Source organism: Pseudomonas sp. SORGH_AS_0211, from assembly GCF_031453455.1.
Classification (GTDB): Bacteria; Pseudomonadota; Gammaproteobacteria; order Pseudomonadales; family Pseudomonadaceae; genus Chryseomonas; species Chryseomonas aestiva.
On sequence record NZ_JAVIZV010000001.1, the window covers coordinates 4,270,070 to 4,293,585 of the forward strand.

Consider the following 23,516-nt stretch of genomic DNA (forward strand, 5'->3'; position numbering starts at 1 on the left):
GGCCTGCATATACATAAGCTCTATATCAGTCCTTTTAAAACTTTCTTCTCTATTGTTTATATTGAGCGTCTACCCCGGAGCCTGGTCATTTTTTGGCCAGGGCCCCTTCTGCAAGACTGGCCTAGGCCTTATACTTGCCGGCTTTCCTTCGAATTCCTGCCAACAGGCACGAGGTGCGTGGTGGACTTTCCTTCCCGTTTCGACGTCATCGTGATCGGTGGCGGCCATGCCGGTACCGAAGCGGCCCTGGCGGCCGCGCGCATGGGTGTGCGCACCCTGCTGCTCACGCATAATGTGGAAACTCTCGGCCAGATGAGCTGCAATCCCGCCATTGGCGGCATCGGCAAGAGCCATCTGGTCAAGGAGATCGATGCGCTGGGCGGCGCCATGGCCGCGGCGACGGACCTCGCCGGCATCCAGTTCCGCATTCTCAACAGCCGCAAGGGACCTGCCGTCCGCGCCACTCGCGCCCAGGCCGACCGCGTGCTGTACAAGGCGGCCATCCGCTACACCCTGGAAAACCAGCCCAACCTGTGGATATTCCAGCAAGCCTGTGACGACCTCATCGTCGAAGGCGATCGGGTCGCTGGCGTGATCACCCAGATGGGCCTGAAATTCCATGCCGACAACGTGGTGCTGACCGCCGGGACCTTCCTCGGTGGTCTTATCCACATCGGCATGCAGAATCACAGCGGTGGACGCGCGGGAGATCCGCCTGCCATCGCCCTGGCCCAGCGCCTGCGGGAACTGCCGCTGCGGGTCTCCCGCCTGAAGACCGGCACACCGCCACGTATCGACGGCCGCTCGGTGGACTTCTCGGTGATGACCGAGCAGCCCGGGGATACCCCGCTGCCGGTGATGTCCTTTCTCGGCAATCGCGAGCAGCATCCGGCGCAGGTCAGCTGCTGGATCACCCACACCAACGCCCGCACCCACGACATCATCCGCGCCAACCTGGATCGTTCGCCCATGTACTCGGGCGTGATCGAAGGGGTAGGGCCGCGCTACTGTCCGTCCATCGAAGACAAGATCCATCGCTTCGCCGACAAGGACAGCCATCAGGTCTTTCTCGAACCCGAGGGCCTGACCACCCACGAGCTCTATCCCAACGGCATCTCCACCTCGCTGCCCTTCGATGTGCAGCTCGAGGTGGTGCGCTCCATGCGCGGCATGGAGAACGCCCACATCCTGCGACCCGGCTACGCCATCGAATACGATTTCTTCGATCCGCGGGATCTCAAGTACAGCCTGGAAACCAAGGTCATCGCCGGCCTGTTCTTCGCCGGCCAGATCAATGGCACCACCGGATACGAAGAAGCCGGCGCCCAGGGTCTGCTCGCCGGGGCCAACGCCGCGCTGCGCGCCCAGGGCCGTGAAGCCTGGTGTCCGCGCCGCGACGAGGCCTACCTCGGCGTGCTGGTCGACGACCTCATCACCCTGGGCACTCAGGAGCCCTATCGGATGTTCACCTCCCGCGCCGAGTACCGGCTGATCCTGCGCGAAGACAACGCCGACCTGCGCCTGACCGAAAAGGGTCGCGAGCTGGGTCTGGTGGACGACCAGCGCTGGACGCTGTTCGAAGCCAAGCGCGAGGGCATCGCCCTGGAAGAGCAGCGTCTCAAGGCGATCTGGATTCGCCCGGGCACGCCCGAGGGCACGGCGGTGGCCGAACGCTTCGGCACGCCGCTCAATCACGAATACAACCTGCAGAATCTGCTGGCTCGTCCGGAGATCGACTATGCCGGTCTGCTGGCCGCGGTAGGCCAGACACCGGCCGAGACCCAGGTCGCCGAACAGATCGAGATCAAGACCAAGTACGCCGGCTACATCGATCGCCAGCAGGACGAGATCCAGCGTCTGCGCGCCAGCGACGCCGTGGCGCTGCCGGCGGAACTCGACTACGCCACCATCTCCGGACTGTCCAAGGAGATCCAGCACAAGCTGGCCCAGGCCCGTCCCGAGACCCTGGGCCAGGCCTCGCGCATTCCGGGCGTCACGCCAGCGGCGGTCTCGCTGCTGCTGATCCATCTCAAGAAGCGCAGCGCCGGTCGCAGCCTGGAGCACAGCGCCTGATGGCCAGCGCGATCCAAGCCAACGAACTGCGCCAGGGTGCCCAGACCCTCGGCGTGGCCCTGACCGCCGCCGTGGAAGAGCGGTTGCTGGGCTACCTGGACCTGCTGGTCAAGTGGAACAAGGCCTACAACCTCACCGCGGTGCGCGATCCCGACGAGATGGTCTCGCGGCACCTGCTGGACAGTCTCAGCATCGTCCCCTACGTGGGCGCGGGGCAGTGGCTGGACGTGGGCAGCGGAGGCGGCATGCCGGGCATTCCCCTGGCGATCCTCTTTCCCGAGTCGCGCTTCACCCTGCTCGACAGCAACGGCAAGAAGACCCGCTTCCTGACCCAGGCCAGGATCGAGCTGGGCCTGGCCAATCTCGAGGTGGTCCACGCCCGCGTCGAGGCCTTCCAGCCTGCCGCGCCCTTCACCGGCATCGTCTCGCGGGCGTTCAGCGCCATCGACGACTTCGCCACCTGGACGCGCCACCTGGGCGACAACCAAACACAGTGGCTGGCGATGAAGGGACTGCACCCCGACGACGAGCTGGCCAAGCTACCAGCGGATTTCCGGGTTGCGGCGGCGCACGTCCTCGCCGTTCCCGGTTGCCAAGGCCAGCGGCACTTGCTGATACTGCGCCGCACGAACGGAGAGGGGTAAGGCGGTACATGGCCAAGGTTTACGCGATAGCCAACCAGAAGGGCGGGGTGGGCAAGACCACGACGTGCATCAATCTCGCCGCTTCTCTGGCCGCCACCAACCGGCGCAAGGTGCTGCTGATCGATCTCGATCCCCAGGGCAACGCCACCATGGGCAGCGGGGTGGACAAGCACGCCCTCGAGCATTCGGTGCTGGACGTCCTCACCGGGGCCTGCGGCCTGCTCGACGCCATGCACTTCTCCGAGCACGGCGGCTACCAGCTGCTGCCCTCGAACCGCGACGTCACCGCCGCGGAAGTCGAGCTGCTGGAGATGACCGGGCGCGAGAGCCGTCTGCGCGACGCCCTGGCGCCGGTGCGGGACAACTACGACTACGTCCTCATCGACTGCCCGCCGTCGCTGTCCATGCTGACCATCAACGGCCTGGTGGCCGCCGATGGCGTGATCATTCCCATGCAGTGCGAGTACTTCGCCCTGGAAGGCCTGACCGATCTGGTCGGCAGCATCCAGCACATCGCCCAGCGGCTGAATCCGCAGCTGAAGATCGAGGGCCTGCTGCGCACCATGTTCGATCCGCGCATCGGCCTGGCCAACGACGTCGCCGCCCAGCTCAAGCAGCACTTCGGCGACGAGCTCTACGAAACCATCATTCCGCGCAACGTCCGCCTGGCCGAAGCGCCCAGCTACGGCATGCCCGCCCTGGTCTACGACAAGAGTTCCAAGGGGGCCGCGGCCTACCTGGAACTGGCCAGCGAGCTGGTCAAACGTCAGCGCAAGGCGGCTCGCGTCGCCAAGACTGCCTAAGGAATCCCCATGGCTGTGAAGAAACGAGGTCTGGGCCGCGGTCTCGACGCCCTGCTCGGCGGTGCCAGCGTCAAGGTCCTGCAGGAGCAGGCTGCCGCCACCCCGGTCAGCGAACTGCAATCGCTGCCGCTGGACATCATCCAGCGCGGCAAGTACCAGCCGCGCCGGCACATGGATCCGACCGCTCTGGAAGAGCTGGCCAACTCCATCCGCGTCCAGGGGCTGATGCAGCCCATCGTGGTGCGTGCCATCGGTGAAGGTCGTTACGAGATCATCGCCGGCGAACGCCGCTGGCGGGCCAGCCAGCAGGCCGGTCTGGAGCGGATCCCGGCGCTGGTGCGCGACGTGCCCGATCAGGTGGCCATCGCCCTGGCGCTGATCGAGAACATCCAGCGGCAGAATCTCAATCCGCTGGAAGAGGCCATGGCCCTGCAGCGGCTGCAGGACGAATTCGAGCTGACCCAGGCCCAGGTGGCCGAAGCCGTCGGCAAGTCGCGCTCGGGCGTGACCAACCTGCTGCGCCTGCTGGCGCTGGCCGAAGACGCCAAGGACCTGCTGGCCAAGGGCGAGCTGGAAATGGGCCACGCCCGGGCGCTGCTCGGTCTGCCCAAGGCGCGCCAGAGCGAAGGGGCGCGGCACGTTGTCGCACGGGGCCTCACCGTCCGCCAGACCGAAGCCCTGGTGCGCCAGTGGCTCAGTGGCGCGGAGCCGGAGGAGAAGGCCGCGGTGGTCGATCCCGACATCAGTCGGCTGGAGCAGCGTCTGGCCGAACGTTTGGGCGCCAACGTGCAGATCCGCCATGGCGAAAAAGGCAAGGGCCAGCTGGTGATCCGCTATACCTCTTTGGACGAACTTCAAGGCGTACTGGCGCACATTCGCTGACACAAATGCCTGCGAGCCTGGACGGCAATCTGTCCGGGGTGGCTTGAACCACTCTGGACGCGCCCCTATACTTTGCCCGCTTTTTGTCGGCACAAAGCATGCCAGTGAAAACAACTATTAAGCCGACACCAGAGGACTTCGAGCCGATGGACCGCCGCACGCCCAAACGCCTGCCTTTCCATCACCAGCCTGCCTTTCGCCTGCTGCTCGTCCAACTGGCTGTCGCGTCGTGTGCCGCCGTTGTCTTGTTTTGCTTCGTCGGTAAGGTCGCCGGTTATTCCGGATTGTTGGGCGGGCTGATTGCCTGGCTGCCCAATCTGTATTTTTCGTTCAAGGCGTTCCGCTATCGCGGCGCCCATGCCGCCCAAGACATCGTCCGTTCTTTCTACTCGGGCGAGGCGGGCAAACTGATTCTCACGGCAGTGCTCTTTGCACTGACGTTTGCTGGGGTAAAACCGCTTTCGGCTCCTGCACTGTTCGGCGTCTACCTGTTGACGCTGATGGTCAATGCCGGCGCGCCCCTGCTACTGAAAAAACCGACTAGACCTTAAGGCATTCGAGGCACACATGGCAGCAGACTCCGCTTCGGGCTACATCCAGCACCACCTGCAGAACCTGACCTATGGTATGCACCCGGTGAACGGCTGGAGCTTCGCCCACACCCCCGCTGAAGCTAAGGAAATGGGCTTCTGGGCCTTCCACGTGGATACCCTCGGCTGGTCGGTCGCCCTCGGCCTGATCTTCCTGGTGCTGTTCCGCAGCGTCGCCAAGAAGGCCACCAGCGGTCAGCCCGGCGGCCTGCAGAACTTCGTCGAGGTGCTGGTCGAATTCGTCGACGGCAGCGTCCGCGACACCTTCCATGGCAAGAATCCGCTGATCGCGCCCCTGGCCCTGACCATCTTCGTCTGGATCTTCCTGATGAACCTGATGGACCTGGTGCCGGTGGACTGGCTGCCGTCCGTGGCCGGCATGCTGTTCGGCGAGCACACCTACTTCCGCGTGGTGCCCACCACCGATCCGAACGCCACCCTGGGCATGGCCCTGTCGGTGTTCGCCCTGCTGATCTTCTACAGCATCAAGATGAAGGGCCTGGGCGGCTTCTTCGGCGAGCTGACCCTGCACCCCTTCAGCAGCAAGAACATGCTGCTGCAGATCATACTGGTGCCGATCAATTTCCTGCTCGAATTCGTCACCCTGATCGCCAAGCCGATCTCGCTGGCGCTGCGACTGTTCGGCAACATGTATGCTGGCGAGCTGATCTTCATCCTCATCGCCATCATGTTCGCCAACGGTCTGGCGCTGGGTGGCCTGGGTATCGTGCTGCAGTGGGCGTGGGCGGTGTTCCACATCCTCATCATCACCCTGCAGGCCTTCATCTTCATGATGCTGACCATCGTCTACCTGTCGATGGCGCACGAAGAAAGTCACTAAGGAATGGCCCCCGGACGCTGCTGACGGCGTCCGGAGGCGGTTCTGCCGTGAGTCCCGGAGGACATTGTCCGCCGGGTAACTTGGGAAAACTTTTTCGCTTCAACCTTAACCAAGACGACTAAAAAAGTCGGGAGGAAAGATGGAAACTGTAGTTGGTTTGACCGCGATCGCCGTTGCTCTGCTGATTGGCCTGGGCGCTCTGGGTACCGCCATTGGCTTCGGTCTGCTGGGTGGCAAGTTCCTCGAAGGCGCCGCTCGTCAGCCGGAAATGGTTCCGATGCTGCAAGTCAAGATGTTCATCGTCGCCGGTCTGCTCGACGCCGTGACCATGATCGGTGTTGGTATCGCCCTGTTCTTCACCTTCGCTAACCCCTTCGTTGGTCAGATCGCCGGCTGATCACCCCCACGGGTGTAGGCAGGACTGATGGACAACGAACGAGCGAGGTGTTGGCGTGAACATTAATGCAACCCTGATAGGCCAGTCCGTTGCCTTCTTCATCTTCGTGCTCTTCTGCATGAAGTACGTGTGGCCGCCGATCATCTCGGCGCTGCGTGAGCGTGAGAAGAAGATTGCCGATGGCCTTGACGCTGCCAACCGCGCGGCTCGTGATCTGGAAGTGGCACAGCAGCAAGCCAACCAGAAAGTGAACGAAGCCAAGGGTCAGGCAGCCGAGATCATCGAGCAAGCCAACAAGCGTGCCGCTCAGATCGTCGAGGACGCACAGGCCAAGGCCCGTGCCGAAGGCGACCGGATCAAGGCGCAGGCTCAGGCGGAAATCGAGCAGGAAATCAACACCGCGAAGGACGCTCTGCGTGCTCGCGTCGGCGTGCTGGCCGTGGCCGGCGCCGAGAAGATCCTCGGATCGACCGTTGATGCCAATGCTCATGCCCAGTTGGTCGACCGACTGGCAGCGGAAATCTAAGCGAGGCCACCAATGGCAGAACTGAACACGCTGGCCCGGCCCTATGCCAAGGCGGCTTTCGAGTTCGCACAGTCCCAGCAGCAGCTGACCCAATGGTCGGCCGCGCTAGGGCTGCTCGCCGCGGTATCCCAAGATGGGACCGTGCGCCAGCTGCTTCAGCAGCCGCAGTTGACTGCGGACGCCAAGGCCGGATTGCTCATCGATGTATGTGGCGATCAGCTGGATGCACAGTCCCAGAACTTCGTTCGGACCGTGGCAGAAAACAACCGGATCGACCTGTTCCCGGCCATCGCCGAGATCTACGAGGCGTACAAGGCCGAGCAGGAAAAATCCATCGAGGCGGAAGTCACCAGTGCTTTCGCCCTGAGCGACGAACAGCAAGACAAACTCGCCAAGGCTCTCAGCGCAAGGCTAGGTCGACAAGTGCGACTAAATGCATCCGAGGATGCGAGCCTGATCGGTGGTGTGGTTATCCGCGCCGGCGACTTGGTAATCGATGGCTCCGTTCGCGGCAAGCTCGCGCAACTGGCCGAAGCGTTGAAACCTTGAGTTTGAAGGGGCAGTAGCATGCAGCAACTCAATCCTTCCGAAATTAGTGAAATCATCAAGGGTCGCATCGACAAGCTCGACGTGACCTCGCAAGCCCGCAACGAAGGCACCATCGTCAGCGTGTCTGACGGTATCGTGCGGATCTTCGGTCTGGCCGACGTCATGTACGGCGAAATGATCGAATTCCCCGGCGGCATCTACGGCATGGCGCTGAACCTGGAGCAGGACTCCGTCGGCGCCGTGGTCCTGGGTAGCTACCTGGGTCTGGCCGAAGGCATGAGCGCCAAGTGCACCGGCCGCATCCTGGAAGTCCCGGTTGGTCCGGAACTGCTGGGCCGCGTCGTCGACGCCCTGGGCAACCCCATCGATGGCAAGGGTCCGCTGAACGCCAGCGCCACCGACGCCGTCGAGAAGGTCGCACCGGGCGTGATCTGGCGTCAGTCGGTCGACCAGCCGGTGCAGACCGGCTACAAGGCCGTCGATGCCATGATCCCGGTTGGCCGCGGTCAGCGTGAGCTGATCATCGGTGACCGTCAGATCGGCAAGACCGCCATGGCGATCGATGCCATCATCAACCAGAAGAACAGCGGCATCCGCTGCGTCTACGTCGCCATTGGTCAGAAGCAGTCGACCATCGCCAACGTGGTGCGCAAGCTGGAAGAGAACGGCGCTCTGCACAACACCATCGTGGTGGCGGCCAGTGCGTCCGAATCGGCTGCCCTGCAGTTCCTCGCGCCCTACTCGGGTTGCACCATGGGCGAATACTTCCGCGACCGCGGTGAAGACGCCCTGATCGTCTATGACGATCTGTCCAAGCAGGCCGTGGCCTATCGCCAGATCTCCCTGCTGCTGCGTCGTCCGCCGGGCCGTGAAGCCTATCCCGGCGACGTGTTCTATCTCCACAGCCGTCTGCTCGAGCGCGCTTCCCGCGTCTCCGCCGACTACGTCGAGAAGTTCACCAACGGCGCCGTGACCGGCAAGACCGGCTCGCTGACCGCGTTGCCGATCATCGAGACCCAGGCCGGCGACGTGTCCGCCTTCGTTCCGACCAACGTGATCTCCATCACCGACGGCCAGATCTTCCTGGAAGCCGGCCTGTTCAACTCGGGCATCCGCCCGGCGGTCAACGCCGGTGTCTCGGTATCCCGTGTGGGTGGTGCGGCTCAGACCAAGATCATCAAGAAGCTGTCCGGCGGTATCCGTACCGCGCTGGCCCAGTACCGTGAACTGGCGGCCTTCGCCCAGTTCGCCTCGGACCTGGACGAAGCCACCCGCAAGCAGCTCGAGCATGGTCAGCGCGTCACCGAGCTGATGAAGCAGAAGCAGTACGCGCCCATGTCCATCGCCGAGATGTCCCTGAGCCTGTACGCCGCCGAGCGTGGTTTCCTGAGCGATGTGTCCCTGGACAAGATCGGTAGCTTCGAGCAGGCCCTGATCGCCTACTTCAACCGCGATCACGCCGACCTGATGGCCAAGATCAACGTGAAGGGCGACTTCAACGACGAGATCGACGCCGGCATCAAGGCGGGAATCGAGAAGTTCAAGGCCACGCAAACCTGGTAAGCCGCGACGGGGGCGCCAGCCCCCGTTTGCCAACCCGATAGGTGTCACATGGCAGGCGCAAAAGAGATTCGCGGCAAGATCGCGAGCATCAAAAGCACACAGAAGATCACCAGCGCCATGGAAAAGGTTGCGGTCAGCAAGATGCGTAAGGCTCAGGCCCGCATGGCTGCCAGCAAGCCTTATGCCGAGCGCATCCGCGCTGTGATCGGCCACCTGGCCAACGCCAACCCCGAGTACCGCCATGCCTTCATGGTGGAACGCGAGGTCAAGCGCGTCGGCTACATCGTGGTCAGCTCCGATCGGGGTCTGGCCGGTGGTCTGAATACCAACCTGTTCAAGGCTCTGGTTCGCGACATGAGCGACCAGCGCGGCAAGGGTGTGGAGATCGATCTGGCGGTGATCGGGGCCAAGGGTGCCTCCTTCTTCCGCAGCTTCGGCGGCAACGTGGTTGCGGCCATCAGCCACCTCGGCGAAGCCCCGGCGATCGGCGATCTGATCGGCAGCATCAAGGTGATGCTGGATGCCTACCTGAACGGCCGTATCGACCGTCTGTACGTGGTGTCCAACGTCTTCGTCAACACCATGACCCAGAAGCCGACCATCCAGCAGCTGGTGCCGCTGGTGCCGGGCGAGGGCGGTGAGCTGCAAGGCAAGCATTGGGACTACCTCTACGAGCCCGACGCCAAGACCCTGCTCGACGGTCTGCTGGTGCGCTACGTGGAATCCCAGGTGTACCAGGCCGTGGTCGAGAACGCTGCCAGCGAACAGGCCGCGCGGATGATCGCGATGAAAAACGCCACCGACAACGCCGGCGATCTCATCAAGGAGCTGCAGCTGGTCTACAACAAGGCTCGCCAGGCTGCGATCACCCAAGAAATTTCGGAAATCGTCGGCGGCGCCGCCGCGGTCTGACGGACAGCTTAAACATTCGAGGAACGCGAAATGAGTAGCGGACGTATCGTACAAATCATCGGCGCCGTGATCGACGTGGAATTCCCGCGCGACGCGGTACCGCGCGTCTTTGACGCCCTCAAGGTGCAGGGTGCCGAAACCACCCTGGAAGTCCAGCAGCAGCTGGGCGACGGCGTGGTCCGTACCATCGCCATGGGTAGCACCGAAGGCCTCAAGCGCGGCCTGAACGTGGGCAACACCGGCGAGGCCATCAAGGTCCCGGTCGGCGTCAAGACCCTCGGCCGCATCATGGATGTGCTGGGCAACCCCATCGACGAAGCCGGTCCCATCGGCGAGGAAGAGCGCTGGGAAATCCACCGCAAGGCCCCGTCCTATGCGGAGCAGGCCGGTGGTAACGACCTGCTGGAAACCGGCATCAAGGTCATCGACCTGGTCTGCCCCTTCGCCAAGGGCGGCAAGGTCGGCCTGTTCGGCGGCGCCGGCGTGGGCAAGACCGTCAACATGATGGAACTCATCCGTAACATCGCCATCGAGCACAGCGGTTATTCCGTGTTCGCCGGCGTGGGCGAGCGTACCCGTGAAGGGAACGACTTCTACCACGAGATGAAGGACTCCAACGTTCTGGACAAGGTCGCCCTGGTCTATGGCCAGATGAACGAGCCGCCGGGCAACCGTCTGCGCGTGGCCCTGACCGGTCTGACCATGGCCGAGAAATTCCGTGACGAAGGCCGTGACGTCCTGCTGTTCGTCGACAACATCTACCGCTACACCCTGGCCGGCACCGAAGTGTCCGCACTGCTGGGTCGTATGCCGTCCGCGGTGGGCTACCAGCCGACCCTGGCCGAGGAGATGGGTGTCCTGCAGGAGCGCATCACCTCCACCAAGCTGGGTTCGATCACCTCCGTCCAGGCCGTTTACGTCCCTGCGGATGACTTGACCGACCCGTCCCCGGCGACCACCTTCGCCCACTTGGACGCCACCGTGGTTCTGTCCCGTGACATCGCCTCCCTGGGTATCTACCCGGCGGTCGATCCCCTGGACTCCACCTCGCGCCAGCTGGACCCGAACGTGATCGGCCAGGAGCACTACGACACCGCCCGCGGCGTCCAGTACGTGCTGCAGCGCTACAAGGAGCTGAAGGACATCATCGCGATCCTGGGCATGGACGAACTGTCCGAGTCCGACAAGCAGCTGGTATCCCGTGCTCGTAAGATCCAGCGCTTCCTGTCCCAGCCGTTCTTCGTGGCCGAGGTCTTCACCGGTTCGCCCGGCAAGTACGTGTCCCTCAAGGACACCATCGCCGGCTTCTCCGGGATCCTGCGTGGCGACTACGATCACCTGCCCGAGCAGGCGTTCTACATGGTCGGCGGCATCGACGAAGCCATCGAGAAAGCCAAGAAACTGTAACTGCCGCGCCCGGCGACGGGCGCTCTTAGAGGCACGCTATGGCCAAGACAGTCCAATGCGACATCGTCAGCGCGGAAGGGGAAATCTTCTCCGGCGCGGTGGAGATGATCATCGCCCACGGCCACCTGGGTGATCTGGGTATCGCCCCGGGCCATGCGCCGCTGCTCACCGATCTGAAACCGGGCCCCATTCGCCTGGTCAAGGCCGGGGGCGCCGAGGAGGTGTTCTACATCTCCGGCGGTTTCCTGGAAGTGCAGCCGAATGTCGTCGAAGTGCTGGCCGATACCGCCAGCCGCGCCGGTGACATCGACGAAGCTGCCGCTCTGGAAGCCAAGCAGCGCGCCGAGGCAGCCCTGAGCGACAAGGGCACGGAGTTCGACTACACCGCTGCCGCCACTCAGCTCGCCGAAGCCGCCGCCCAGCTGCGCACCATCCAGCAGCTCAAGCGACAGGCCAAGCGCTAAGCGCAAGGTCAGGCTGTAACGACAAGGGTAGCTTCGGCTACCCTTTTCTTTTGTCGCCCGAAAAGTGGGCGAGAAATTTCGCGTGGTCGGACTCGGAGGGTGCCTATCGCCCTCGGTCGCCGGCCCGTCTCTTCCTCCTGTCTCCGAGGTTCCGATGTCCCTGGAAATCGTCATCCTGGCTGCTGGCCAGGGCACTCGCATGAGATCCGCTCTACCCAAGGTGCTGCATCCCGTGGCCGGTCGCAGCATGCTGGGGCATGTCCTCGACCGCGCCCGTGAACTGCAGCCGGCCGGCATCCATGTCGTCATCGGTCATGGCGCCGACCAGGTCCGTAGCCAGCTGGCCGCCGACGACGTGAGCTTCGTGGTCCAGGCCGAGCAGCTCGGCACCGGCCATGCCGTGGCCCAGGCGGCACCGGCGCTGACGGCGGAGCGGGTGCTGATCCTCTATGGCGATGTCCCCCTGATCCAGACCGAGACCCTGCAGCGCCTGCTGCAGCAGGTGGATGACGGTCACCTGGCGCTGCTGACCGTGGAGCTGGACGATCCCACCGGCTATGGCCGCATCCTGCGCGATGACCAGGGGCAGGTAACCGCCATCGTCGAGCACAAGGACGCCAGCGACGCCCAGCGCGCCATTCGCGAAGGCAATACCGGTATCCTCGCAGTACCTGGTCGGCGACTGGCGGACTGGCTGGGCCGCCTGTCCAACAGCAATGCCCAGGGCGAGTACTACCTGACCGACGTCATCGCCCTCGCGGTGGCGGACGGCCTGACCATCGCCACCAGCCAGCCGGCGGATGCCATGGAAGTGCAGGGCGCCAACGATCGCCGACAACTGGCCCAGCTGGAGCGGCATTTCCAGCAGCGCGCTGCCGAGCGCCTGATGCTGCAGGGCGTGACCCTGCTGGACCCCCTGCGCTTCGACCAGCGTGGGCAGGTCGAAGCCGGCCGCGACGTCTCCATCGACGTCAACGTCATCCTCGAAGGTCGGGTGGTGCTGGAAGATGGCGTGAGCATCGGGCCGAATTGCGTGATCAAGGACAGCGTCCTCAAGCGCGGCGCCATCATCAAGGCCAACAGTCATCTGGATGGTGCCGTGGTAGGGGAGGGTGCCGACGTCGGTCCGTTCGCCCGTCTGCGCCCCGGCAGCGAACTGGGCAGCAAGGCCCATGTGGGCAACTTCGTCGAGCTGAAGAACGCTCATCTGCAGGATGGCGCCAAGGCCGGTCATCTCACCTACCTGGGTGATGCCAGCATCGGTCCAGGCAGCAACATAGGCGCGGGCACCATCACCTGCAACTACGATGGTGCCAACAAGTTTCGAACCGAAATCGGCGCGGATGTGTTCGTGGGTTCCAACAGTTCGCTGGTGGCTCCGGTCAGCCTTGGCGCGGGCGCGACCACCGCGGCAGGCTCGGTCATCACGGCAGATGTGCCCGCTGATGCCCTGGCCCTGGGGCGGGCCCGGCAGGTCAACAAGACCGGCTGGCAGCGGCCGAAGAAAGCCCCCAAGGCTTGACGACTGGCCGCTATTGGGTTTTGATTCGATCCATTATCTTTCGAATCGAAATTTATGACCCGTCGCAATACCGCACAGCGCCGCCATGCCATCCTCGCCCAGCTCCAGGAGCAGGGCGAGGTCAGCGTGGACGGGTTGGCCCGTCAGCTGGAGACCTCCGAGGTCACCATCCGCAAGGACCTGGCCGCCCTTGAACGCAACGGCCTGCTCTTGCGTCGCTACGGTGGCGCGGTGGCCATGCCCCAGGAACTGCTGGCCGAGGCACCGCCCCAGGCATCGCCCTTCAAGCAGGCCATCGCCCGGGCCGCGGCCCAGCGCCTGCGCGAACATGCGCGGATCATCATCGACTGCGGCAGCACCACGGCAGCGCTGATTCCTCAACTCGATCGCCGCCGCGGGCTGGTGGTCATGACCAATTCCCTGCAGGTGGCCACGGCGCTGCGCGAGCTGGAACAGGAGCCCATGCTGCTGATGACCGGTGGCACCTGGGATCCGCATTCCGAATCCTTCCAGGGCCAGGTCGCCGAGCAGGTGCTCAGATCCTACGACTTCGACCAGCTGTTCATCGGCGCCGACGGCCTCGATCCGGAGCGCGGCACCACGACCTTCAACGAGCATCTGTCGCTGTCTCGGGTGATGGCGGAGGTGGCACGCGAGGTGGTGGTCATGGCCGAAGCGAGCAAGCTGGGCAGGCGAATTCCCAATCTGGAACTACCTTGGGAAAGGGTGGACGTGCTCATCACCGATGAGCGCCTGCCCGCCGAGGCGGCCCGGGCGATCGAAACTCGGGGGGTGCAGGTGGTCTGCGCCCCTGTGGAAAACTAGACAATCAGGTCATCCACAACCGCCCCATTCGGGTCGTTGTGGATAAGACAGGCAACGGGAGGTAAGCATGTGTGGAATCGTCGGCGCCATTGCCGAGCGTAATATCACCGCCATTCTGGTCGAGGGTCTCAAGCGCCTGGAATACCGTGGCTATGACAGCGCCGGCCTGGCGCTGCTGGACGCCCAGGGCGAGTTGCAGCGCCTGCGCCGCATTGGCAAGGTCAGCGAGCTGGAGGCGGCGTTGCTGGCCGACCCCCTGGCAGGTCGCCTGGGCATCGCCCACACCCGCTGGGCGACCCATGGTGCGCCCACCGAAGCCAATGCCCATCCGCATTTCTCCCAGGGTGATGTGGCAGTGGTGCACAACGGCATCATCGAGAACCACGAAGCCCTGCGCGCCCAGCTCAAGGCTCAGGGGTATGTCTTCACCTCCCAGACCGATACCGAGGTCATCGTCCACCTGCTGCACCTCAAGCTGCAGGACAGCGGCGACCTGACCATGGCGCTCAAGGCAGCGGTCAAGGAACTGCATGGGGCCTACGGCCTGGCGGCGGTCTGGCGGCAGCAGCCGGATCGCCTGGTGGCGACTCGCAGCGGCAGCCCCCTGGTGATCGGCCTGGGCCTGGGCGAGAACTACCTGGCTTCCGACCAGCTGGCGCTGCGCCAGGTGACCGATCGCTTCGTCTACCTGGAGGAGGGCGACGTGGCCGAGATCCGCCTGGATCAGGTCCACCTCTGGGACGTGAACGGCGAGCCGGTCCAACGCGAGACGGTGCAGTACCACGAAGGCAGCGAGGCCGCCGACAAGGGCGCCTATCGTCACTTCATGCTCAAGGAGATCCACGAGCAGCCCAGCGTGGTCCAGCGCACCCTGGAAGGGCGCCTGGGTGATGGGCAGGTACTGCCCGAGGCCTTTGGTCCCTCGGCGTCCGCGTTGTTCGCCAAGGTCCGTCAGGTACAGATCGTCGCCTGCGGCACCAGCTTTCATGCCGGTTCAGTCGCGCGCTACTGGATCGAGGAATACGTGGGCATTCCCTGCCAGGTCGAGGTGGCCAGCGAATTCCGCTACCGCCGCGTCGCCGTCAGCCCGGATACCCTGTTCGTCACCATCTCCCAGTCCGGCGAGACCGCCGATACCCTGGCCGCGCTGCGCATGGCCAAGCAATCCGGCTATCTGAGCAGCCTGGCGATCTGCAACGTGGCGACCAGCTCCCTGGTGCGCGAATCCCAGCTGAGCTTTCTGACCCAGGCCGGGCCGGAGATCGGCGTGGCCTCGACCAAGGCCTTCACCACCCAGCTGGTCTCCCTGCTGTTGCTGACCCTGAGTCTGGGACGCTGCCAGCAACGCCTGGATGCCGGTGTCGAAGCCGAGCTGGTGGCCGAGCTGCGGCGGCTGCCAGCGCGCCTGGACGAAGCCCTGGCCATGGACAAGACCGTCGAGAAGCTGGCGGAGTCCTTTGCCGAGAAGCACCACACCCTGTTCCTGGGGCGGGGCGAGCAGTATCCCGTGGCGATGGAAGGCGCACTCAAGCTCAAGGAGATCTCCTACATCCACGCCGAGGCCTATCCGGCCGGCGAACTCAAGCACGGTCCCCTGGCGCTGGTGGATGCCGACATGCCGGTGGTGACGGTGGCGCCCAACAACGAGTTGCTGGAAAAGCTCAAGTCCAACCTGCAGGAAGTGCGCGCCCGCGGCGGTCAGCTGATCGTCTTCGCCGACGAGCGTGCCGCTTTCGAGGAAGGCGAAGGCACCCGTATCGTACCGATGCCGCACATCCACGATGCCCTGTCGCCGATCCTCTACACCATCCCCCTGCAGCTGCTGTCCTACCATGTGGCCGTGTTCAAGGGCACCGACGTTGACCAGCCGCGCAACCTGGCCAAATCGGTGACCGTGGAATAAGCGGTTCCACGTGGAACCTCAGGGCACGCGCCAGCTGCCCTGATTCTGCTGGCGACAGGCGACGGCCAGAAAGCGGCCGTCGCCGGGCTCGCCGTAATAGTGGATGTCCTGCCGATAGGGCACACCCGGGCTGCGGGCGCCCTGGCAGATGCCGATCTCGCCGACCGGGCAGCGATCGACGAAGCGGACCTCGGTCTGCTGCTCCTTGAGCTGCGGCTGGCAGAAGCCGTCACGAAACAGCTGGGCGGGGATATCGATGTTGCTCTGGCAGATCTGCACGTCCACACTGCCCTGACGACTGCGGATCACGCAGGCATCGGCGAGTGCCAGTGACGGCAACAGCAGCAGCGGGATCAGCGATCGCCACATTCCAGCCCATCTCCTCGATCAAATCGCCACTCTAGCATTCGACCTCCCGCCATGCGCCTCGCCGATATCAAGACCCATGTGATCGCCGGTCCTCTGGGGGCCGGCAAGACTACCCTGATCCGCCAGTTGTTCGCCCAGCGACCCGTCACCGAGCGCTGGGCGATTCTGGTCAACGAGTTCGGCCAGGTCGGACTCGATGCGGCGCTGATGACCCCGGACGACAAGGGCCTGAGTATTGCCGAGGTCCCCGGTGGTTGCCTGTGCTGCGTCCAGGGCGTACCCCTGCAGGTGGCCCTCACGCGGCTGTTGCGGCGCGCTCGGCCACAGCGGCTGTTCATCGAGCCCTCCGGTCTCGGCCATCCCGCCAGCCTCTATCGGCAACTCCAGGCCTCGCCCTGGGCCGGGGTGCTGAGCCTGCAACCCCTGGTCTGGGTAGCGGATGCCCGGCAGGTGCTGCAACGCCAGCCCCTGCCGGATGCCCAGCAACAGGCACTGGAGCAGGCCGGGCTGGTCGTGCTTAACAAAAGCGCCGGCCTGGACCGGACAACCCTGCCTGTACAATTCGGCGACCGGCCGCTGTACTGGACCGAAGGCGGACAGATCCCCTTAACCGAACTACCCCTGGCAAGTACCCACGCATCGGCTGGCGGCGAGCTGCCCGAACCTGGCGCCGCCGTCAGTCCACAGGCATTGCTGCTGCCGGGGCGTCCGCTGCGCTTCAGTCATGCCCAGGAGGGACGCCAGGCCGTCGGTTGGCGCTGGCACTCCAGCCACAGCTTCGATGGGCCAGCGCTGCTGGCCCTGCTGGGTGATCTTCCTGGCTTGCTCAGGTTGAAGGCGGTCCTGCAGCTGGCGGACGGCTGGCAGGCCTACAACGGTCTCGCCGGAGAAGGTCGCTGGGAACCGACGCTATGGCGACGTGACAACCGGCTGGAGCTGATCCTGAAGGAGAGGCCGGATCTAGAGGCTCTCGAAAAGGCGCTGCGCAGGACCATTCGCGACATTTGAGGTTGCCAAATTTGTTCAGTTAATGATAATGATTATTAAATTTACTTCCTCTGCGTATTGCTCCCATGGCTCCGACGTCGCTTGCCAAGCCTGAACCCCTCGTAATTGCCGCGCGTTCCGACGGTGACGAGGTGGAATCCGTCCAGGGATCCGTCAGGGCGGCCCTGACCGGCGACGTGGAGCCGGTGGCAGGGGTCAATGCCGAGCGAAGCGAGCCTTCGGCCACCATCCTGTCGTTCCGCATGCCCGAGCGTAACGAAGAGATCCTGACACCGGTACTGACCCCGGTCGGCGCGGCCGAGCCGGGCGAGCAGCCACCGCGTGGCCGCGGCTGGGGCGCCGCCTCGGCGCTGTCGCTGATCATGCATGCGAGCATGGCAGCGGCCCTGTTCATGGTGGTCCAGGCGCCGCCGGAGTTGAAGATCGCCAAGGGTGACGAACCCATGCAGGTCAGCTTCATCCAGTTGCCCAAGCCGGTTCCTGAACCCCCGGCGCCGACCCCGGCACCGCCCGCGCCGCCGCCACCACAACCCGAACCGCCGCCCCCGGAGCCTCCCAAGCCCGTGGAACCACCGAAGCCGGTGGAGCCGCCCAAGCCGGTGGTGGAGAAGCCCAAACCCAAGCCGAAGCCCAAGCCGGTCGAGCATAGCCAGCAGAAACCGTTGCCGAAAAAGGTCGAGCCCGCACCGGAGCCCGTCGCCCAGGCCGCGCCGTCACCGGCCCCCGCGCCGGCGGCCACCACCGCACCCAGTCAGCCGGCACCGGCCGCGGCGCCGTCGGGCCCGCCAAAGACCGCGGGCCTGCCTACCGGCAGCATCGACGATGCCGATATCCGACCGGTCAAGATGACACCGCCGGAATATCCGGAAATGCTCCGGCGGCGCGGTGTGGGTGGCGAGGTGCGGGTGATGTTCACCGTGACCGCCGACGGTCGACTGGCCGATATCCAGGTGCTGGAAGCCTCCAACAAGCAACTGGAGCGCGCCGTGCTCGAGGTGCTGGGCGAATGGCGCTTCGCCCCGCGGGTCTCCGGTGGTCAGATCGTGCCGCGCAAGGCGACCAAGACCTTCAACTTCAAGATCCAGCGCCGCTAGGTCGTCAGGCGACGAAGCCGGGCGTGAAGGAGCCGGCGGCCACCCCGGCGAGCAGATAGCCAGCGATGGGCGGCAGTCGCAGGCGGGTGGCCAGGATGCCGAAGGCGAACGCCAGGACCAGGCCGATCGCCAGGGTGGATATCCGAGGGGTGTCATGGGACATCCTGGCTCCAGGGATCTGGATTGCCAGATCCCTGGAGCCGCTGCCGTCGAACGACGGCGACCTAACCGACAAAACTCAAAAGGTTTCCTTGAGCGCCTGATAGCGCTCTTGAAGTTCCCGGCGGATCTGCCGGCGCTGCTGGGCCTGCACACAGCGTCGCTTCTCGTCCGTCGTCGCCGGTTCGAGTTGGGGAACCGGGCAGGATTTGCCGTCTTCGTCCACGGCGACCATGGTGAAGAAACAGCTGTTGGTATGGCGTACCGAGCGTTGCTGGATGTTCTCGGTGATGACCTTGATGCCGATCTCCATGGAGGTGGTCCCGGTGTAGTTCACCGAGGCCAGAAAGGTCACCAACTCACCGACGTGGATAGGTTCGCGAAAGATCACCTGGTCCACCGATAGCGTGACCACGTAGCGCCCCGCATAGCGGCTGGCGCAGGCATAGGCCACTTCGTCGAGGTACTTCAATAGCGCGCCCCCGTGGACCTTGCCAGAAAAGTTGGCCAGGTCCGGGGTCATCAGGATGGTCATGCTCAACTGGTGGTTGCCGGCTTCCATGGGCGAATCCTCGAGGGGAAATCCTGTAGACGGCGCAGCGGCGCCGTCTGTCACAGCCATCAACGGCCGGCGGAGAGACCGAAGTCGATGGGCAGGTCGGCGCCGGAAATGGCTGCCGCCTGGGGCTGACAGAGGAAATAGACGAACTCGGCCACCTCTTCCGGCTGGATGAAGCGCGCGGTTTCGCCCTGGGGATAGCGATTGAGCAGGTTGCGACGATAGCCCGCCGGATCGCCGCTGCCGTAGTGGGCAGCCTGGAAGTCCAGCATGGGGGTGTCGATGTCGCCTGGCGAGACGGCGTTGACCCGCACGCCGTCGCGCGCCAGTTCCACCGCCAGATTCTGGCTGAAGAAGCGCACCGCCGCCTTGGCGGCACCATAGGCCGCCGCACCGGCGATGGGCTGACGCCCGGCTCCGCTGGCGACATTGATGATGACGCCGCGATTTTCCTTGAGGAAGGGGATGGCCGCCGAGCACATGAAGAAGGTGGCCTTGAGATTGACCGCCATCACCAGGTCGTAGTCGTCCTCGGTAAAGGTCTCCACCTCGCCTTCGCGCCAGATGCCCGCGGCATTGATCAGGGCATCCAGGCGCCCGGTACGGGCCATGACCTTGCTGACCAGGGAGCGGCAGCCTTCGGCGCTGGAAATATCGGCGGTCACGCTGGAATCCAGGCCGACGATGCCGTTCAGCCCATGCAGGCCCTCGGCATCACGGTCGGCGGCGGCGACGCGCCAGCGACTCTGGGCGAAGCGTTGCGCCAGGGCGCGGCCGAGGCCGCCCGCAGCGCCGGTGATCAGGACGACGGGAGTGCTCATGACGCTTCCTCCGGAGTGATGGCCTTATCCAGACCCGTGTCGGGCAGGGTCGTTCAGTACCGGCCCGGTCAGCCTTCCAGCCAGACGTCGCGGGCCCAGATCCACACCGAATCCCAGGATTCGTCGGTCAGGTCGCCGTCTTCCCACAACAGTACCTCGCCTTCCTGGCTGACGCAGTAGTAGCCGTCGTCGCTGGCGCAGAGGGGAATGTACTCGCGCGGCAGACCTTCGTCCCAGGCGGTGGCTGCCACTTCCGGCAGATAGGTATGGGACTGCGGATCGGTGACGGTCACCGGCTCGATACGGCCATAGACCACGTCGCTGACGGTCAGCAGGAATTCACGGAATTCCGGCGGCAGACTGATGAGCAGTTCTTCCTCGATCTCGACCAGCAGGTCTTCGTCGGGCAACTCCAGGGGTACGGGAACGGGTTCGTTTTCTTCACGCAGGCGTTCGATGACGTCTTCCATAGCAGGCCTCTCTCGAAATGCGCACCGGATAAAGGGAAAAGAGGCGCGCAAGGTTAGCAGTTCAGTCCGGGATAACGGCAGCTTCCGTGCGGACTTGATAGCGGTTTCGAGAGATGTTCGGCAGGCGGCGCCCATGAAAAAGCCCGGCGTAGAGCCGGGCTTTTCGGTGAAGCGCCGTTATCAGGCGTTCTGGCGGATACCGGCCAGCAGCCAGGGCTGGTTCTCGCCCGCCATGCGCTCCATGCGCCAGCTTTCGCTGAACGGCTGGCCCTGGTCGAAGCGCGACTCCTTGGACACACCGTTGAAGGTGATGGTGGCGATGGTCTTGCCTTGCAGATCCTCGACACCGTCCAGGGTAGCGTTCAGGTTCTCGATGTAGGTGGACTGGAAGCCTTCGCCCAGCGCGGCGCGCTCGTCACGCAGCCACTGCAGCATCTGCGGGGTGACGAACTCGGAGATCTTGTCCATCTCGTTGGCGTCCCAGTGCTGCTGCAGGCTCATGAAGTGATCACGACCGGCCGCCACGAAGCGCTCGGCATTGAACCAGCTCGGTGCATTGATCACCGGCGCGGCACCGGCAGCGGCACCCCCGAACAGACCGCCATTGCTGGGCTGGTTGGGCATCTCGCGCTGCATGGGCGCATGACCGGCCACGGCGGGCTGCGGACCGGCCTGCTGCTTGCGGCGGGCGATCAGGCGGAAGATCACGAAGGCGATGAGGGCCAGGATCAGGAAGTCGAAGAACTGGAAGCCTTCGAAGCCGTCACCCATGAACATGGAGGCCAGCAGACCACCGGCGGCGATACCGGCCAGCGGGCCGAGCCAGCGCGAGGCGCCACTGGGACGGGCAGCGGCGGCGGCGCCAGCACCGGCGGCAGGAGCGGCCATGCCCGGCTGCTGGGTCGGCGCGGCCTGGCGGGTCTGGTGGATGGGCGCGGCGCCAGCGGACTTGCCGGCGCCCATGCGTTTGGCATTGGCATCCAGGCTGAGCGTGAGGCCCAGGCACAGGATCATGAAGATGCTCATCAGGCGTTGCATGTGGTGTTCTCTCTGTGAAGAGTCTGGTGTTGGATACATCTTGCGCTGCCCGGTCAAGTACAGCCAGCGTGAATTGTTTCGGTATTTTGCCCTGTCGGCGTCACCTGGAAGCAGGGCACCAAGTGCTTGCGACCGTTGAAAATTTCCAAGCACATCAATCTATTACAGATTTTTGCAAAATCCGTCACAAGAGTTTGCAGATGCTAGTCTGGGTCTCCAGTCAGCGCAGGTGTCGGGAGAGTGCCCGGCCCGTCAGAGGAGGGCCCGGCCGATGCATGCTCTAGCTTTTATCCAGGACATGGCCGTCATCATGCTGGTGGCCGGCGTGGTGACCATCCTCTTCCACCGCCTCAAGCAGCCCGTGGTCCTGGGCTATATCCTCGCCGGCTTCATCATCGGACCCCACACCCCGCCATTCGGTCTGATCCACGACGAAGAAAGCATCAAGACCCTCGCCGAGGTGGGGGTCATCTTCCTGATGTTCAGCCTTGGTCTGGAGTTCTCGCTGCGCAAGCTGTTCCGCGTGGGCGCCACGGCCTTCATCGCCGCCTTCCTCGAGATCAGCCTGATGCTCTGGCTGGGTTACCAGGTAGGGCAGATGTTCGGCTGGTCGCACATGGATTCGCTGTTCCTCGGCGCCATCCTGGCCATCTCCTCGACCACCATCATCGTCAAGGCGCTCAACGAGCTGAAGATGAAGCACGAGCGCTTCGCCCAGCAGATCTTTGGCGTGCTGATCGTCGAGGACATCCTCGGCATCGGCATCATCGCCCTGCTGTCGGGCCTGGCGGTGAGCGGCTCGGTGGAGCCGGGCGCGGTGGCCTCGACCCTGGGCAAGCTGAGTCTGTTCATGATCGTGGCGCTGGTCATCGGCATCCTGCTGGTGCCGCGCCTGCTGGCCTACGTGGCCACCTTCGAAAGCAACGAGATGCTGCTGATCACGGTGCTGGGACTGTGCTTCGGCTTCTGCTTGCTGGTGGCCAAGCTGGAGTACAGCGTGGTGCTAGGTGCCTTCCTGATCGGCGCCATCATGGCCGAGTCGCGCCAGCTGCTGCAGATCGAAAAGCTGGTGGAGCCGCTGCGCGACATGTTCAGCGCCATCTTCTTCGTCGCCATCGGCCTGCTGCTCGATCCCAAGGTGTTGGTGGAATACGCCTGGCCGATCACCGTGATCAGCGTCGCCGTGGTCCTGGGCAAGATCCTCGCCTGCAGCCTGGGGACCCTGATCGCCGGCAACGACGGCCGGACTTCGCTGCGGGTCGGCATGGGGCTGGCGCAGATCGGCGAGTTCTCCTTCATCATCGCCACCCTGGGGATCACCCTGGGCGTCACCAGCCATTTCCTCTATCCGGTGGCGGTGGCCGTGTCGGCGGTCACCACGTTGCTCACCCCCTATCTGATCAGGGCGGCCGATCCGCTGGCGCTGTGGATCGGCCGCTGGCTGCCGCAGCCCCTGCAGCGAGTGCTGGGCATCTATGGCGAATGGCTGCGCAGCATCCAGCCCCAGGGCGAGAAGGCGGTCCTGGCCGGCATGATGAGACGCATCCTGCTGCAGGTCGGCATCAACCTGTCGCTGGTCATCGCCATCTTCCTGGGCGGGGCCTATTTCGCTGGTGGCCTGGCGGGCTGGCTCAGCACCTGGATCGCCGATCCCGATCTGCAGAAGGCCTGCATCTGGGGTGGGGCGCTGCTGCTGTCGCTGCCCTGCCTGATCGCCGCCTATCGCAAGCTCAAGGCCCTGGCCATGCTGATGGCCGAACTCAGCGTCAGGCAGAACCAGGCCGGGCGCTATACGCAGCCGGTGCGGCGGCTGGTCAGCGAGTTGATTCCGCTGCTGTCGCTGGCCGGCATCCTGGTGCTGCTGGCTGCCCTGAGCAGCAGCATCCTGCCGCGCGGCGAGCTGTTGCTGCTGATCGGCCTGGTCGCGGTGGTGGTGATCGCGGTGTTGTGGCGCTGGTTCATCCGCGTCCATTCGCGGCTGCAGATCGCCTTCATCGAGACCCTGGAACAGGACAAGGACGGACACCATTAGGCCGCTTTTGCGGAATCCAGCCATTGCCGGCTGGGGATCGACGCGGCAGAATCGCTCTAAGTCGC

25 protein-coding genes are annotated in these 23,516 nt (G+C 64.4%); 19 read left to right on the forward strand and 6 right to left on the reverse strand.

Translation table 11 applies throughout. From position 1 onward, the window contains the following. Positions 1-180 precede the first annotated feature (180 nt). From mnmG to glmS, 16 genes are all read left to right on the forward strand, one after another. Positions 181-2,073 (forward strand): tRNA uridine-5-carboxymethylaminomethyl(34) synthesis enzyme MnmG, encoded by a 1,893-nt coding sequence (gene mnmG, locus QE393_RS19740; RefSeq protein WP_310045179.1) that lies wholly within the window; start codon positions 181-183, stop codon positions 2,071-2,073. Further along, positions 2,073-2,717 carry a 16S rRNA (guanine(527)-N(7))-methyltransferase RsmG gene (rsmG, locus tag QE393_RS19745; RefSeq protein ID WP_310045181.1) on the forward strand — a complete coding sequence of 215 codons (645 nt, stop codon included), beginning with the start codon at positions 2,073-2,075 and terminating at the stop codon, positions 2,715-2,717. Before mnmG ends, rsmG begins: the two co-directional genes overlap by 1 nt. Before the next feature lie 8 nt (positions 2,718-2,725). Beyond that, positions 2,726-3,520 carry a ParA family protein gene (locus tag QE393_RS19750; protein WP_133860219.1) on the forward strand — a complete coding sequence of 265 codons (795 nt, stop codon included), beginning with the start codon at positions 2,726-2,728 and terminating at the stop codon, positions 3,518-3,520. Positions 3,521-3,529: 9 nt separating this feature from the next. Beyond that, positions 3,530-4,402 carry a ParB/RepB/Spo0J family partition protein gene (locus tag QE393_RS19755; RefSeq protein ID WP_310045183.1) on the forward strand — a complete coding sequence of 291 codons (873 nt, stop codon included), beginning with the start codon at positions 3,530-3,532 and terminating at the stop codon, positions 4,400-4,402. 146 nt (positions 4,403-4,548) lie between these two features. Continuing rightward, a complete protein-coding gene (locus QE393_RS19760) occupies positions 4,549-4,953 on the forward strand; it encodes a F0F1 ATP synthase subunit I (protein ID WP_183632190.1) in 405 nt (134 codons plus the stop codon). Between the two features lie 16 nt (positions 4,954-4,969). After that, positions 4,970-5,833, forward strand: coding sequence for a F0F1 ATP synthase subunit A (gene atpB / locus QE393_RS19765; RefSeq protein ID WP_133860216.1), 864 nt, complete (start codon positions 4,970-4,972; stop codon positions 5,831-5,833). 139 nt (positions 5,834-5,972) lie between these two features. Then, entirely contained in the window at positions 5,973-6,230 is a 258-nt protein-coding gene (gene atpE, locus QE393_RS19770; protein WP_003097235.1) for a F0F1 ATP synthase subunit C, read from the forward strand. Between the two features lie 55 nt (positions 6,231-6,285). Beyond that, positions 6,286-6,756, forward strand: coding sequence for a F0F1 ATP synthase subunit B (locus tag QE393_RS19775; RefSeq protein WP_007160122.1), 471 nt, complete (start codon positions 6,286-6,288; stop codon positions 6,754-6,756). Between the two features lie 12 nt (positions 6,757-6,768). Beyond that, entirely contained in the window at positions 6,769-7,305 is a 537-nt protein-coding gene (locus tag QE393_RS19780; protein ID WP_007160121.1) for a F0F1 ATP synthase subunit delta, read from the forward strand. A gap of 18 nt (positions 7,306-7,323) precedes the next feature. Continuing rightward, on the forward strand, positions 7,324-8,868 hold the full coding sequence (gene atpA / locus QE393_RS19785; protein WP_017641467.1) for a F0F1 ATP synthase subunit alpha: 1,545 nt from the start codon (positions 7,324-7,326) through the stop codon (positions 8,866-8,868). A gap of 48 nt (positions 8,869-8,916) precedes the next feature. Next, positions 8,917-9,780 (forward strand): F0F1 ATP synthase subunit gamma, encoded by an 864-nt coding sequence (atpG, locus tag QE393_RS19790; protein ID WP_273805523.1) that lies wholly within the window; start codon positions 8,917-8,919, stop codon positions 9,778-9,780. A 30-nt stretch (positions 9,781-9,810) separates the two neighbouring features. After that, positions 9,811-11,187, forward strand: a complete 1,377-nt coding sequence (atpD, locus tag QE393_RS19795; RefSeq protein WP_017641466.1) for a F0F1 ATP synthase subunit beta — start codon at positions 9,811-9,813, stop codon at positions 11,185-11,187. Between the two features lie 38 nt (positions 11,188-11,225). After that, positions 11,226-11,651, forward strand: a complete 426-nt coding sequence (locus QE393_RS19800; RefSeq protein WP_007160117.1) for a F0F1 ATP synthase subunit epsilon — start codon at positions 11,226-11,228, stop codon at positions 11,649-11,651. Between the two features lie 154 nt (positions 11,652-11,805). Further along, on the forward strand, positions 11,806-13,173 hold the full coding sequence (gene glmU, locus QE393_RS19805; protein ID WP_310045186.1) for a bifunctional UDP-N-acetylglucosamine diphosphorylase/glucosamine-1-phosphate N-acetyltransferase GlmU: 1,368 nt from the start codon (positions 11,806-11,808) through the stop codon (positions 13,171-13,173). Between the two features lie 54 nt (positions 13,174-13,227). Beyond that, complete coding sequence (locus tag QE393_RS19810) at positions 13,228-13,998, forward strand: DeoR family transcriptional regulator (RefSeq protein ID WP_310045188.1); 771 nt, start codon at positions 13,228-13,230, stop codon at positions 13,996-13,998. Positions 13,999-14,065: 67 nt separating this feature from the next. Beyond that, on the forward strand, positions 14,066-15,901 hold the full coding sequence (gene glmS / locus QE393_RS19815; RefSeq protein WP_310045191.1) for a glutamine--fructose-6-phosphate transaminase (isomerizing): 1,836 nt from the start codon (positions 14,066-14,068) through the stop codon (positions 15,899-15,901). Between the two features lie 18 nt (positions 15,902-15,919). Here glmS and QE393_RS19820 read toward each other — a convergent pair whose 3' ends face one another. Further along, positions 15,920-16,270, reverse strand: a complete 351-nt coding sequence (locus tag QE393_RS19820; protein WP_310045193.1) for an NADH:ubiquinone oxidoreductase — start codon at positions 16,268-16,270, stop codon at positions 15,920-15,922. 51 nt (positions 16,271-16,321) lie between these two features. Here QE393_RS19820 and QE393_RS19825 point away from each other — a divergent pair, with 51 nt between their 5' ends. Together QE393_RS19825 and QE393_RS19830 are read left to right on the forward strand one after the other, a co-directional pair. After that, positions 16,322-17,278, forward strand: a complete 957-nt coding sequence (locus QE393_RS19825) for a GTP-binding protein (protein ID WP_310045194.1) — start codon at positions 16,322-16,324, stop codon at positions 17,276-17,278. Positions 17,279-17,409: 131 nt separating this feature from the next. Continuing rightward, positions 17,410-18,372 (forward strand): energy transducer TonB, encoded by a 963-nt coding sequence (locus QE393_RS19830; protein WP_310045196.1) that lies wholly within the window; start codon positions 17,410-17,412, stop codon positions 18,370-18,372. A 4-nt stretch (positions 18,373-18,376) separates the two neighbouring features. On the opposite strand, the gene QE393_RS19835 is transcribed toward QE393_RS19830, so the two are convergent. From QE393_RS19835 to QE393_RS19855, 5 genes are all read right to left on the reverse strand, one after another. Further along, positions 18,377-18,535, reverse strand: coding sequence for a hypothetical protein (locus QE393_RS19835; RefSeq protein WP_310045660.1), 159 nt, complete (start codon positions 18,533-18,535; stop codon positions 18,377-18,379). Between the two features lie 75 nt (positions 18,536-18,610). Next, positions 18,611-19,093 (reverse strand): acyl-CoA thioesterase, encoded by a 483-nt coding sequence (locus QE393_RS19840; RefSeq protein WP_133860207.1) that lies wholly within the window; start codon positions 19,091-19,093, stop codon positions 18,611-18,613. A 59-nt stretch (positions 19,094-19,152) separates the two neighbouring features. Beyond that, positions 19,153-19,911: an SDR family NAD(P)-dependent oxidoreductase gene (locus tag QE393_RS19845; RefSeq protein WP_027598710.1), complete on the reverse strand. Its 759-nt coding sequence runs from the start codon at positions 19,909-19,911 to the stop codon at positions 19,153-19,155. Between the two features lie 68 nt (positions 19,912-19,979). After that, positions 19,980-20,381: an SMI1/KNR4 family protein gene (locus tag QE393_RS19850; RefSeq protein WP_133860206.1), complete on the reverse strand. Its 402-nt coding sequence runs from the start codon at positions 20,379-20,381 to the stop codon at positions 19,980-19,982. Positions 20,382-20,561: 180 nt separating this feature from the next. After that, on the reverse strand, positions 20,562-21,419 hold the full coding sequence (locus tag QE393_RS19855; RefSeq protein ID WP_263258561.1) for a Tim44 domain-containing protein: 858 nt from the start codon (positions 21,417-21,419) through the stop codon (positions 20,562-20,564). Between the two features lie 271 nt (positions 21,420-21,690). Between QE393_RS19855 and QE393_RS19860 the strand changes: the two genes are divergently transcribed. After that, positions 21,691-23,451, forward strand: a complete 1,761-nt coding sequence (locus tag QE393_RS19860) for a cation:proton antiporter (RefSeq protein ID WP_310045198.1) — start codon at positions 21,691-21,693, stop codon at positions 23,449-23,451. The last annotated feature ends 65 nt before the right edge of the window (positions 23,452-23,516 follow it).